This is a genomic window from Nocardia sp. XZ_19_385 (assembly GCF_015355755.1).
Lineage (GTDB): Bacteria > Actinomycetota > Actinomycetes > Mycobacteriales > Mycobacteriaceae > Nocardia.
Window position 1 is genome coordinate 1,508,063 of sequence record NZ_JACVEE010000001.1, and the last position, 13,174, is coordinate 1,521,236.

A 13,174-nucleotide genomic window follows, 5' to 3' on the forward strand; every position below is an offset into this window, starting at 1 on the left:
CAGGTGGTGTACGTCACCACAGGCTGGTGCGCAGGACGATCTCGGTGGCCAGTTCATGGTCGGCTTCGGTGGCCACGTTGTCGACGTCGACCTGCACGACCCGGAACTCGCCGTAGATGAAGCGCCCGGAGGTGTCGGCAACCGCCCGCGGCAACCGCTTGGTCGCGATCACCGTGACCGGAAGCTCCATCGGACGGCACTCCGGATCGGCGGCGACGCCGTCCGGCCCTGGAACCGCCGGATGCCCGTAATCGGCGACCACCAGGCTGATGAACCGCCCGAACGTGCCCGAACACACCTGCCAGGCCAGCAGCGCACCCGCACCACGCCCGGCGACATGCGTGTAAGGCACACCGAGCTCGTCGAGGATCGCGTGGATCCCCGCCGGTTCCAGTCCGCCGATCGATTCCACCACAATGGTCCGCAGGTCAGAGTTATGTAACCGAGTGCACACCTGATCGAACACGTCCGCCGGATCACCGGCGTCCGGCAACAGCAGCACGCTGTGCCGAGACTCCGGCCCGTCGACCCGCACAGTCCATTCCCGGTCCCCCACCGCGATTTGCCGAGATTTCATGCCGCAGAACGCTACACCGCCAACCTGAACACAGCGGCGCGTCTCACCCCCTCGCGCCGGTCGCCCACCCGATCCCCACCACCCCACCCTCGCCCCACAGCCGGCCATCTGGTCGATCGCATCGACGGCATCCAAGTCGGGCAGCGCTGTGTCGAACACCTCCCGACACCGTCGCGCAGTCCGCACCGCAACCCGCCAAGTGGCACGCCATAGAGCGACCACTCGACCGACCCCACATTCAGATGCCGCTCAGGGCATGAACCGTAGCTAGAACCGACCGGCCGGCAAGGCGGGGCACCACCGAGTGCCCTCCCGGACGACAGCACAGATTGTGGCGGCGGCCTTCCCCGGGTCGGATACGCCCAAAGGTCGCGAAGGCCGAGGTCCGCACGGGCCGACACGGATAGGACGGCACCCAGAGCCCGTATGCCAGTTCGCCTTCTGCATCGGCGGAATCCAACTCGAGCAGCCTTTGTCGAACACTTCCCGGCCCCGACCCCGGCCCACCGAGAGGCACACCATGGGGTGCCACTCGGCCGATGCCACACTCATGTGCCACTCAGGGGACCGCGGCTGGGTAGACGTTCCTAGCGGGTGAGGCCTGCAAAGGCGGGACACCAGCGAGGGGCCATCTCGCGATCCGCCTCGGTCAGTCCCACTTTTATCGGCGGGCACCGCCGGATCAGCCGCCGCTTCCGGATCGGCGGGCACCGCCGGATCAGCGGCGCTACCGGATCAGCGGGGGCTGCCGGATCGGCGGGCACCGCCGGATCAGCGGCGCTACCGGATCAGCGGGGGCTGCCGGATCGGCGGACGCTACCGGATCGGCGGTGGGCATGGCTACGGCGTCGACGGAACGCCGGACAGAGCATCGACCTCGGCGATCGAAACATCTTCGGCGGCAACGGAAACTGGCGCGGCGGGCGGTCAGCGCGGCACGGCGGGGTGCAAGGCAGCGGTGATCGTCGGGAGGTCTGGGGGTGCGCCCTGGGCTATGAGTTTTTCGATTGCGGTGATGTCGAGGTGCTGCTCGATCAGGTCCGCGAGTAGGTCTAGTTGGGCGGAGCGGACTGACGCTACCGAAACATCTTCGGCGACAACGAAACCTGAGCGGCCGGCGGCGGTGGCGACCTCGTGGAGCCAGTTGCGGCGGAAGGCGTCGGATTCCATCAGGCCGTGCAGGTGGGTGCCCCAGACCGGGCCGCGGACGCTGCCCTCGGGTTCGCCCGCCAGCTGGAACCAGGGTTGGTCGCCGGTGTGGGTGACGCGGCCGTGGTGGATTTCGTAGCCCTGCACCGGAATTCCTGCGGTGTCCAGCGAGTCCGGGACACCGGCGAGGCCCGCGGTCGCCCCGCTGCCAGCGGCTGCGGCAAATTCCGACCGACCATCGGCGGCCGCGGTGCCGCGAATCGATCGATCGCCAGCGCCTGCGGCAGATCCCGGCCGACCACCGGCAGCCGCGGTGCTGCGAATCGACCGGTCACCAACGCCTGCGCCAAATTCCGGCCGACTATCGGCAGCCGCGGCGCCGCGAATCGATCGATCGCCAGCGCCTGCGGCAGATTCCGGCCGACCACCGGCAGCCGCGGCGCCGCGAATCGATCGGTCACCAGCGGCTGTGGCAAGTTCCGGCCGACCACCAGGGGGCGCGGCGCTGCGAATCGATCGATCGCCAGCGCCTGCGCCAAATTCCGGCCGACCACCGGCAGCCGCGGCGCCGCGAATCGATCGGTCGCCAGTGACGGTGTGGCCGCTGTTGCGGCGCAGCACCTTTGGGTTGGCGAACTCTATTTCTAGGTCGAGTAGGCCGAGGCCCTCGACGGAGCCTGCGCCGGATTCGATGGGGTCGAGGATGCGTTTGGCGAGCATTTGGTAGCCGCCGCAGATGCCGAGGATGGGGCGATGGGCGGCGGCGCGGGATTGGAGGGCGGCGGCTAATCCGGTGTGGCGCAACCATTCCAGGTCGGAGACGGTGGCTTTGCTGCCGGGGAGGATGACGAGGTCGGCGTCGGTGAGGCGGGAGGGTTCGGTGACCCAGCGGACCGCGACGCCGGGTTCGCAGGCGAGGGCTTCGATGTCGGTGGAGTTGGAGATGCGGGGCAGGCGGATGGCGGCGATGGTGAGCCATTCGGTGCCGAGCGGTGGGCGGGGGCGGCCGACGGGGGCGTCGGCGAGGGTGCTCAGGGAGTCTTCGGCGTCGATCCAGAGGTCTTCGGCGAACGGGATGACGCCGAGGGTGGGGCGGCCGGTGCGGTCGGTGAGGCTGTCCAGGCCGGGTTTCAGGAGTTCGACGTCGCCGCGGAACTTGTTGATGATGAAGGCCGAGATCAGTTGCTGGTCTTCGGGTTCCAGGATGGCGACGGTGCCGAACAGGTGGGCCAGCACGCCGCCGCGATCGATGTCGCCGACCACGACGACCGGGAGTTGAGCCTCCCGTGCGAGGCCCATGTTCGCCAAGTCGGTGGCGCGCAGGTTGATTTCGGCGGGTGAACCCGCGCCCTCGCAGATCACCACATCGAATTCGGCGCGCAGCGAATCCAGTTCGGCGGCAACGACCTTGCGCAGATCCTGCCGGTGCTGGAAGTAGTCCCGCGCGCCGACGGTGCCGATCGCCTTGCCGCGCACCACGAGCTGGGAACGGCGATCGCTGCCTGGTTTCAGCAGCACAGGATTGAAGCGCACGCTAGGCTCCAGCCCGCACGCTTGCGCCTGCAAGGCCTGCGCCCGCCCGATCTCCCCGCCGTCCAGGGTGACAACGGAGTTGTTGGACATGTTCTGCGCCTTGAACGGCGCGACCTTGACCCCGCGCCGCGCCAGCATCCGGCAAAGCCCTGCCACCACAACGCTTTTCCCGGCGTCAGAGGTAGTCCCAGCGACGAGCAACGCACCCTTCACCGCGCAGGCGCTCCAGCGTTCCGAGCGGGGTCGCCGTATGCAATTCGTGCACTTCTCGCCGCGATCTGGCCCAGATCGCCCATTTCAGCGGAAATTTGCACGAACTGCATACGCTCGGAGCGCCGCCTCACGGAAGCGTGAGAATTTCAGCGCCGCTCGCCGTGACCACCAGGGTGTGCTCGAACTGGGCGGTCCACTTGCGGTCCTTGGTGACCACGGTCCAGCCGTCGTTCCAGATCTCGTAGTCGATGCCGCCGAGGTTGATCATCGGCTCGATGGTGAAGGTCATGCCCTCTTCGATGACCGTGTCGATGGCGGGCTGGTCGTAGTGCAGGATGACCAGGCCGCTGTGGAAGGTGGGGCCGACGCCGTGGCCGGTGAAGTCGCGCACGACGCCGTAGCCGAAGCGGTTGGCGTAGGACTCGATGACGCGCCCGATCACGTTCAGCGCACGCCCGGGCCGCACCGCTTTGATAGCCCGCATGGTGGCCTCTTCGGTGCGCTCCACCAGCAACCGCACCTCTTCGTCGACGTCACCCGCGAGGTAGGTCTTGTTGGTGTCGCCGTGCACGCCGTCGATGTAGGCGGTGACGTCGATGTTGACGATGTCGCCGTCCTCGATCACGGTCGAGTCCGGAATGCCGTGGCAGATCACCTCGTTGAGCGAGGTGCAGCAGGATTTCGGGAAACCCTTGTAGCCCAGCGTGGAGGGGTAGGCCCCGTGGTCGCACAGGAATTCGTGGGCGATCCGGTCCAGTTCGTCGGTGGTGACGCCCGGCGCCACCGCCTTACCGGCCGCTTCGAGCGCCTGCGCCGCGATCTTGCTCGCGACCCGCATCTTCTCGATCGTCTCGGGGGTCTGCACCCAGGGCTCGCGCCCTTCGTTCACGGTCTTCTTCCACGCGTACTCGGGCCGCTCGATGGAGCGGGGCACCTCACGGATGGGCGACTGCGTGCCGGGGACGAGGGGTTTGCGGGTGCGAACTGCCATCTGAACAGACTATCGGTCCGTTCCTGGCCGCACCTGCCAGCACCCTCGCGAACCCACACCCGGAATAGATACGGACCAAGGTCCGTTTAAGCTGCTGGACAAGGTGCTCACTCACAGACAAGGACCCCGCCGTGGAATTGGGAATGACGACATTCGCCGAGGTCATGCCGGTCGGCGACCGCCCCGCGCCGAGTGCCGGGCAGCGGCTGCGCGAAGTGGTGGAAGAGGCCGTGGCGACCGAACGCGTCGGCCTCGACGTGTACGGCGTCGGCGAGCATCACCGTAAAGACTTCGCGGCCTCCGCACCCGCCGTGGTGCTGGCGGCGATCGCGGCACGTACTGAGCGGATCCAGCTGACCAGCGCGGTCACCGTGCTGAGCTCCGCCGACCCGGTGCGCGCCTACCAGGAGTTCGCGACCCTGGACGGACTGTCCAACGGCCGCGCCGAACTGATGGCCGGACGCGGTTCCTTCACCGAATCCTTCCCGCTGTTCGGCTACGACCTGTCCGACTACGACGAACTCTTCGAGGAGAAGCTGGCCCTGCTGCTGCATATCCGCGACGAAGGCCCGGTCACCTGGTCGGGCAAGTTCCGCCCGCCGCTGCGGGATGCGATCGTCTACCCGCGCACCGACGAGCGCCCGCTCCCGGTCTGGATCGCCGTCGGCGGTAGTCCCGAATCGGTGATCCGCGCGGGTCTGCTCGGTCTGCCGCTGGCCATCGCGATCATCGGCGGGGAGCCTGCCCGCTTCAAGCCCCTCGTCGACCTGTACCACCGGGCGCTGGCCGAGGGTGGCCATGAGAAGCAGCCGGTCGCGGTGCACGCCCACGGCTACATCGCCGAATCCGACGAGCAGGCGATCACCGATTTCTACGAGCCCTACGCGGCGGCGATGAGCCAGATCGGCCGGGAGCGCGGCTGGGGCCCGATGACCCGTCAGCAGTTCGATGGCCTTCGCTCCCAAAGCGGTTCGCTGTTCGTCGGCACGCCCGACTATGTGGCGGAGAAGATCGCCGATATCCGCGACACCCTCGGGCTGGACCGTTTCATGCTGCACACCAGCGTCGGAACGCTCCCGCACGACAAGGTGATTCGCAATATCGAACTGCTCGGGGAGAAGGTCGCACCCCAAGTTCGGTAACTACCCCGGCAGTGCCGGGCGCTGCCGGGACTCCCACCATTGCCGGAACCGACGCCACGATCGCCGAATTCGCTTGGCCAAGAAGACAACCAGCACGATTCCGATGATCAGCAGGACTCCGGCGATGATGGCGGCCGGGAGCGGGTGGAACACGGCCAGGGTGATGACGCCCGCGACGCCGAGGTCTTCGAGGGTGCTGACAATAATGTTGCTGGCGGGTTCGGGTGAGGTGTTGATCCCCATCCGGAGCCCGGCTTTGACCAGGTGACTGACCAGCGCCGTCGTCCCACCGACCGCCGCGGCACCCAGTTGCGGCAACGAACCGTCCGATCCGGCCAGCAACGCGGCGACGACCGCGCCCGAGGCCGGGCGGATAACGGTGTGGATGGAGTCCCAGAACGAATCGAAGTACGGGATCTTGTCGGCGACCGCCTCGACCAGGAACAGCACGCCCGCCGCGATGAGAACGTCGGGGCGCTGCAAGCCTTCCGGAACGTCGTCGGACAAGCCGGTGATACCGAACAGACCGAACAGCAGCACCACGGCGTAGGCGTTGATGCCGCTCGCCCAGCCGGCGGTGAAAATCAACGGGAGCAAGGACACCTGATCGATCCTAGTTGCGCGTCCGGGCGCGGCGGGTGCTGCGACGCACCGGTCAAATGCTGATCAGGACGATCCCGGCGGCCACCACGATCGAGCAGATCACGCGGCTGCGGCCGAACGATTCCTTGAACACCAGCGCACCGATACCCGCGGCGAGCACGACGCTGGTTTCGCGCAGCGCTTCGACTTTCGCGGCCGGGGCGAGCGAAAGCGCCCACAGGATCAGCGAATACGACAGCAGCGCGTTGACGCCGCCGAACAAGCCGACCTTCCAATTGCGGTGGGCATAGGTGAATGCTTCCTGCTTGCGGACAGCGATCGCCAGAGCCGGGATCGGAATGCTCTCGATCAAGAAGAGATAGACCAGGTAGCTGGCCAGACTGTGCACCGCGTGCACTCCGCCCGCGTCGGAGGCGGTGTATCCGGCGATCGCGAGTCCGGCGAGAACCGCATAGGTGACCGGCAGAACCCGGACGGCCCCCACCTTGTTCGACAGAACAAGGCTGACCACGCCGATCGACACCAGGCCGACCCCGGCCCACGCCAGCGCAGTCAACGACTGATTCAGCGCCACAACGGAAAGCACCGCGACAGCCAGGGGCGGAACACCGCGCATGATCGGATACATCTGGCCGAAGTCCCCGAGCTGATACGCCTTGATCATGAACAGCCTGAACACTGTATTGAGCACCGTGGAGATCCCGATAAATATCCAGGCCTCTTTGTTCGGCGGCGCCACGAACGGTACGGCCACAGCGCACACCACCAAGGCGGTCGCGTCGACCATGCCCATCGAGGTGAGCCGGTCGGTGCCGGATTTCACGGCGGCATTCCACGAGGCGTGCATCAGCGCGGAAATCAGCGCCAGCACAGTCGCGAGCAGTGAGTCGGACACCAACCACCTTCAGTAATAGGGGATTAACAAGAACAGCGCGACACGTGCCCGCCCACCGTCGTCCGGCCGCCACCCACCCGCCCATCGATCCGCCCACCCCTGTATCCCTGCACCCCCCACTGCCGCCAAATGCCACACGGCACCTACAACCACCCACCACACCCCCATCCCCCGGTGATTTTGCGGCGCTGGGCCCAGGCGACGCCTGCAACCATCACCTCTCCCGCGCCGACAGCGGCGAAGGCGGCGGGGACGTCGCCTCCGCGAGGCCGTTTTGACGCCGAGAGGCACACGGCTGCGGGAACGTTCGAGTAGCCCCTCGCCTGTGTGCCACTCGGCGCATGTGCCACTGGCCTGGACGCCGGCGCAAGCTATGGAAACCGCTGGGTCCCGCCACGAAGCATGCCGGGACGGCGGGGCGCTAACGCACGGCGGCGCGTCCGCGCAGGCGGCCGAGTAGCACCAGGGAGACCAGGGTGACCAGGACCAGGAGGCTGGTACTTGCTGCGGCGGTGAAGATTTCGCCGCGATCCGTCTGGCCGAAGATGGTGACCGGGAGGGTGCGCCAAGTGGCTGGGTAGACCATGATGGTGGCCCCGAGTTCGCCCATGGAGAGGGCGATCGAGAGGCCCGCCGCGGCGCCGAGTGCGGGCAGCAACAGGGGCAGGGTTATCTGGCAGAGGACTCGGACCGGGCCTGCGCCAAGGGATTCGGCGGCTTGGCGGTAGCCGGGGTCGAGACGGTCCAGGGCGGCGGAGACGGCGCTGAAAGCGTAGGCCAGGACCAGGACCGAATGGGCCAGGATGACAATCCATTTGGTGCCGCCGAGCAGGATCGGGCGCTCGTTGAACGCGATCAGCACACCCAGGCCGATGGCGACCGAGGGCACCGCGACCGGGAGGTGGAACACCGCGTCGGTGAGGCGCCGGCACCAGCCGGGGGCTTCGCGGGCCGCCAGTGCCGCCCAGGTGCCGAGGATCAGCGCGAGAGCGCCGGAGAGCAGGGCGGTTTGCAGACTCACCGACAGGCTGGCCGCGTCATCGCCGGTCAGCGCCTGGCTGAAGTTGGCGAAACCGAGGTTCGACGGCAGCGGCCCGGTCCAACTGCCTGCCAGTGCCGCCGCGACGACGGTGGCGATCGGGGCGATGAACACGACGGTCAGCACCAGCCCGAAAACGGTGAGCACCACCGCTTTACCGGTGCGGGTCCACACCAGCATGGTCAGTGTCCTTTCCGGGAAGTGAAGCGGGCGAACACGATTCGGTAGGCCCCGTACAAGGTGAGGGAAAGCACCACCTGCACGGTGGCGAGCACCGCCGCGCCGGGCAGGTCGAAGGTGACGATGCCGCGGGTATAGATCATGGCGGGCAGCGTCAGGACGCCCTTCGCACCAGTGAACAGCACGATGCCGAACTCGTTGAGCGTCAACAGGAGTACGAGACTTCCACCCGCCGCCATCGCGGGCCAGGCTTCCGGCAACACCACCTGCCGCAGCACCCGCCACGGCGAAGCCCCCAAACTCGCTGCGACATCGAGCTGTTCGCGAGGCAGCTGCGCGAACGCGCCGAGCAGCGGCCGCACCACGAACGGGGTGAAGAAGGTGATCTCTGCGGCTATCACGCCCCATGGGGTGGTGAGAAAGTTCAGCAGTGGCGTCTGACGGCCTGTGATCTCGGTGATCAGCGCGTTCACCGCTCCTGCCGTGCCATAGAGAAAGGTGAACGCCAAGGTCACCAGGAATGAGGGCAGCGTCAGCACGGTATCGATGAGCCTGCCCACCACCGCCGACCCGCGGAACGGCACGAAGGCCAGCACCACCGCGAGGAAAGTCCCGAGCACCAGGCATCCCGCTGTAGACACGACAGCGATGGAAACGGTGCGCCACAAGGCCTTACGGAACGCCTCCGAGCCCAGAACATCCGTCCACACCGAGGTGCCGCGACCGGTAGGCGTGACAGTCGACTCCGCCAGCACCCGCGTAATCGGATAGACGGCAATGATCAGGACGATCAGCACCGGCGGCAACGTCCACAACACCGGCCGCCAACTACGCCGCGCCGCAGGCGGAGGCGAGTCGGCCACTTCGACCGGCTGTTCCAGAAGAGCAGGAGCATTCATGACCGCTCCTCGCCCTCGCGTCGCGCTTCCGCCGAAACCTGGCTCACGCCTCGGGGTTCCGTGGGCTCTCCGGGTTCCGGCTCCCGCAGGGAAGGCGGGTTGGCCTCATCGAGGAACGCTCCACGGCCCGGGACAGCGGGAGCCGCCGAGCCCTGCTCACCCGCGTGACCGCTGCGGCGGAAAAGTTGCCCCCGCGTCGCGGCACGTTCTCGGACGAGATCCTGAACGCGCGCAATCGAATCCGTGCCCACCTCCGAGGTCCGCGCCTCGACCCCGGCCGACAGCCTGCCGGGATGACGGGCAGGAAGCACCGCGAGACCACCGGCAGGGAGTACCGCAGGACCACCAACAGGAACCACCGCAGGACCACCAACAGGAACCACCGCAGGACCACCAACAGGAACCACCGCAGGACCACCAACAGGAACCACCGCAGGACCACCAACAGGAACCACCGCAGGACCACCGGCAGGAACCACCGCAGGACCACCGGCAGAGAGCACCGCCGGATCACGGGTGGGGAGCACTGCGGGCTCGACGGTCGAAGGCACGTCTGGATGACGGGCGTCGGACGCGATCGGTATAGGAGAAGGCTGCGCGACGGAGCGGGCGTCGTGCCCGCTCTTCGCCTGGGTGGTGGCAGGAGGAACTGCGGGACCACCGGCAGGAACCACCGCCGGATCACGGGCGGGGAGCACTGCGGGCTCGCCGGTCGAGGGCACGTCTGCATGACGGGCGTCGGACGCGATCGGTATCCGAGAAGGCTGCGCGACGGAGCGGGCGTCGTTCCCGCTGTTCGCCTGGGTGGTGGGAGGAACCGCGGGCCCCCTCATGCCCGCGGTCCCGTCTCATCCGCACCGGCCACTGGGGCGGGAGCTTGGGTGCCGACCTCGGTGGGGATGAGAACCCCCGTCGGGTCCGGGAAGCGCACGCCGACAATCGAATCGAGCTCGGCGGCGAGGTGTCCCGGGACGTCGGCGGCGATTTCGCCGGGCAGGCCGTCGACGGACAGTTGCAGGCGGGTCGAGGCACCGCGCCAGACGCTGGCGATGACGGTGGCGCGGAGGGCGTCCCGGTCTGTAGTGGCGCCGACGGTGAGGGTGTGGGGCCGGACGCAGAGCAGGGCTTCGGCGTCCGGAGCCCAAGCGGCTTTGCCGACACCGGGTTTCGGCGCTTTCGCCCGCAGGGTGTGTTTTCCGGCGGTGACGAGGGCGGCGTCGCCGGAGATGTGGTTCACGGTGCAGGGCACCAGGTTCGCGCCGCCGAGGAAAGCGGCGGTGAAGTCGCTGGGTGGGCGCTGCCAGAGGTTTTCGGCGGTATCGATGTCGACGAGCCGAGCGTCTCGCATCACCGCGATGCGGTCGGCCAGCGCCAGCGCCTCGGCCTGATCGTGGGTGACGTAAAGCATCGCCGTGTCCGGCAGGGCTTTTCGCAGCTGCTGGAGTTCGCCGAGCATGGATTGGCGCAGTTGCGCGTCCAAGGCGGCGAGGGGTTCGTCGAGCAGCAGCACCTTGGGCCGGATGGCCAGGGCGCGGGCGATCGCGACCCGCTGCTGCTGGCCGCCGGACAGTTCGCGGGGTAGTCGTTTGGCGTACGTGCCCATCCCGACCATTTCCAGCGCTTCGGTCACCCGCGCGTCGATCTCTTTGCGCGGCACCCGATGTGCCTTCAACCCGAAGGCGACGTTGCCGTGCACCGTCATGTGCGGGAACAGAGCGTAGGACTGCACGACCACGCCGATCCCGCGCTTGGCGGGTGAGAGGTCGGTGACGTCGCGGCCGGCCAGCCGGACCGCGCCCGAGGTCGGCCGGACGAATCCGGCCAGGGCCTTGAGCGCGGTCGACTTGCCGGATCCGCTCGGCCCGAGCAGGGCGACTGTCTCCCCGGCGGCGACGCGCAGGGTGAAATCGGCCAGGGCGACCGTGGCCTTGCGGCCCGTGCCGTACCGCACCCCGACCCGGTCGAACACAATGGCGGGTTCGACGACCGAGGACACCCGGGTACCGGTGGTGGATTTCGTCAGCGCGTCACCGACGTTCATGAGGTCCGTCTCCTTCTATGTCACCCTCACCCCGTCATCCCGGCGAACGCCGGGATCCATCGGTGGGCCCCGGCGTTCGCCGGGGTGACGGGGATCGGGCTGAACGATCAGCTGCCGGTGGCCTTTTGGTAGGCGGCGACGTCGGCATCGAGTTCGCTGATCACCTTCGACCAGTCCGGATGCACGACCTCGACGCCCTTGATCAGCGCGGCCGGGGTGGGCCCGGTGCCGGTCGGGGTGACTTCGGCGAAGTCCTTACGGGCCGAGACGGCGTAGGCGTCGGGACCGAGGGTGGCCTGCACGTCCTTGCTGAGCAGGTACTCCATCAGCTTCTTGGCGGCGTCGGCGTGCGGGGCGCCCTTGGCCAGGCCCATGAAGTAGGGCAGCGAGACGGTGTGCTTCTTGCCGTCGGCCGAGGCCGGGAAGAAGATGTTGAACTTCGAGCCCTTGGACTTGATCGACTCCATGTTCATCTGGATGTCGCCGTTGGCGATGAGCAGCTCGCCCTTGTCGACCTTGGGCTGCAGCTTGCCGGTCGAGGAAGACGGGCCGACATTGTTGGCCTGCAACGCCTTCAGGTATTCCAGGGCGCCGTCCTTGCCGCGCAGCGCCTGCAGCAGGATCAGCACAGCGGTGCCGTCACCGGCCTGGCCGGGCGTCGAATACTGCAGCTTGCCTTTGTATTCCGGCTTCAGCAGGTCGTCCCAGGTGAGCTTGGACGGGTCGACCGTGGAGTTGGCGATGAAGTTCAGGTAGTTCCCCGCGAGGCTGACGTACTTGCCCTTCGGGTCCTTCTCGGAGTCGGCGATCGCGGAGGTGTCGACGCCGATCGGCTGCAGCAGCCCGGCGGCGTCGGCCTTCTGGATGAACGGCGGCAGCGTCACGACAACGTCGGCCTGCGGGTTGGACTGTTCCTTTTCGACCCGGTTGACCACCTCGCCGGAGCCCGCGGCCACGATATTGACCGAAATTCCGGTCTTGGCCTTGAACTTCTCGAACTGGGACTTGTACCAGCCGTCGAGGCCGTCGGCGGAGTAGACGGTCACGGTCTGCTCGCCGGAGCCGCTGGTGCCGGTGCCACCGCAGGCCGCGGTAAGCGAGACCGTCGAGACGGCAGCCAGCAGCAGGGCGAGCTTGGAGAGGCGCGTTGTGGAAGTACGCACGGTTGAACAACTTTCGCTTCGGTGAAGTGGGGGTTCGCAGGGACAGGTCGGTCAGGTGGTTTCGGAGAGGATGAGCTCGGCGAACTCAGCAACCGAGGGCACCACGTGGGTTGCTCCGGCGGCCCGCAACTGCTCCTCGTCGTGCGCGCCGGTCAGGGTGCCCGCGACGATCCGTGCGCCCGCGGCCAGGCCGGTCGCGATGTCGCTGGTCGTATCCCCCAGCACCGCAACGCGATCCACGGCATCGGCACCCAGTCGCAGCAGTGCGGTGAGAACCAGGTCGGGGTAGGGACGACCGCGGCCGGCCTCGGCGGGCGCGAGGGTGAGATCGGCGATGTCGTTCCAGCCCAGCGCGGTCAGCAGCTTGTCCTGGGTGCCGCGGCTGAACCCGGTGGTCAGCGCGACCTTGATGCCCGCGGCCCGCAGCTTCTCGAACGTTTCGACGGCCCCGGGAATCGCGCTGACGCCGATCTCTTCGATCAACGCGTCGTAGGCGGCTTCGAAGGCCCGGTTGGCCTCCTGCGCCTTGTCCTCGTCGCCGAACAGCGCCCGGAACACCACGATCTTGGACTGCCCCATGGTGTCGACCACATACTGGCGCGCCCGATCCCGTTGCGGGCCTTCGGTTTCGAGTCCCACTGCGGTCGCGGCGGCCTCGAAGGCGCGCACTACGAGGCCGCCGTCTGCGACGGTGGTCCCAGCCATATCGAAGACCGCGAGCTGAATATCCTTGTCCGGCACGGTATTCC

The 13,174-nt window shown here is 67.7% G+C and carries 11 protein-coding genes; 1 reads left to right on the top strand and 10 read right to left on the bottom strand.

The window, feature by feature from the left end; all coding sequences use genetic code 11:
* Positions 1 to 13: 13 nt before the first annotated feature.
* The 3 genes from IBX22_RS06970 to map form a co-directional block, all read right to left on the bottom strand.
* Entirely contained in the window at positions 14 to 577 is a 564-nt protein-coding gene (locus tag IBX22_RS06970; protein WP_194814510.1) for an alpha/beta hydrolase, read from the bottom strand.
* Positions 578 to 1,504: 927 nt separating this feature from the next.
* Entirely contained in the window at positions 1,505 to 3,415 is a 1,911-nt protein-coding gene (locus IBX22_RS37350; RefSeq protein ID WP_375540204.1) for a cobyric acid synthase, read from the bottom strand.
* A gap of 184 nt (positions 3,416 to 3,599) precedes the next feature.
* On the bottom strand, positions 3,600 to 4,463 hold the full coding sequence (map, locus tag IBX22_RS06985; protein WP_194814511.1) for a type I methionyl aminopeptidase: 864 nt from the start codon (positions 4,461 to 4,463) through the stop codon (positions 3,600 to 3,602).
* A 131-nt stretch (positions 4,464 to 4,594) separates the two neighbouring features.
* On the opposite strand from map, the gene IBX22_RS06990 reads away from it, so the two are divergent.
* Complete coding sequence (locus IBX22_RS06990; protein WP_194814512.1) at positions 4,595 to 5,605, top strand: LLM class flavin-dependent oxidoreductase; 1,011 nt, start codon at positions 4,595 to 4,597, stop codon at positions 5,603 to 5,605.
* Here the strand turns inward: IBX22_RS06990 and IBX22_RS06995 are convergent, their stop codons facing one another.
* From IBX22_RS06995 to IBX22_RS07025, 7 genes are all read right to left on the bottom strand, one after another.
* Positions 5,606 to 6,208 carry a DUF4126 domain-containing protein gene (locus tag IBX22_RS06995; RefSeq protein WP_194814513.1) on the bottom strand — a complete coding sequence of 201 codons (603 nt, stop codon included), beginning with the start codon at positions 6,206 to 6,208 and terminating at the stop codon, positions 5,606 to 5,608.
* 52 nt (positions 6,209 to 6,260) lie between these two features.
* The gene (locus IBX22_RS07000) at positions 6,261 to 7,103 is read right to left on the bottom strand and encodes an EamA family transporter (protein ID WP_194814514.1); all 843 of its coding nucleotides are present in this window, start codon (positions 7,101 to 7,103) and stop codon (positions 6,261 to 6,263) included.
* Positions 7,104 to 7,524: 421 nt separating this feature from the next.
* Entirely contained in the window at positions 7,525 to 8,322 is a 798-nt protein-coding gene (locus IBX22_RS07005; protein ID WP_194814515.1) for an ABC transporter permease, read from the bottom strand.
* A 2-nt stretch (positions 8,323 to 8,324) separates the two neighbouring features.
* Positions 8,325 to 9,221, bottom strand: coding sequence for a 2-aminoethylphosphonate ABC transporter permease subunit (locus tag IBX22_RS07010; RefSeq protein WP_194814516.1), 897 nt, complete (start codon positions 9,219 to 9,221; stop codon positions 8,325 to 8,327).
* An 829-nt stretch (positions 9,222 to 10,050) separates the two neighbouring features.
* Positions 10,051 to 11,262, bottom strand: a complete 1,212-nt coding sequence (locus tag IBX22_RS07015) for an ABC transporter ATP-binding protein (protein WP_194814517.1) — start codon at positions 11,260 to 11,262, stop codon at positions 10,051 to 10,053.
* A gap of 107 nt (positions 11,263 to 11,369) precedes the next feature.
* Positions 11,370 to 12,425, bottom strand: a complete 1,056-nt coding sequence (locus IBX22_RS07020; RefSeq protein WP_194814518.1) for a 2-aminoethylphosphonate ABC transporter substrate-binding protein — start codon at positions 12,423 to 12,425, stop codon at positions 11,370 to 11,372.
* A 51-nt stretch (positions 12,426 to 12,476) separates the two neighbouring features.
* Positions 12,477 to 13,166, bottom strand: coding sequence for a phosphonatase-like hydrolase (locus IBX22_RS07025; RefSeq protein ID WP_194814519.1), 690 nt, complete (start codon positions 13,164 to 13,166; stop codon positions 12,477 to 12,479).
* Positions 13,167 to 13,174: the final 8 nt, after the last annotated feature.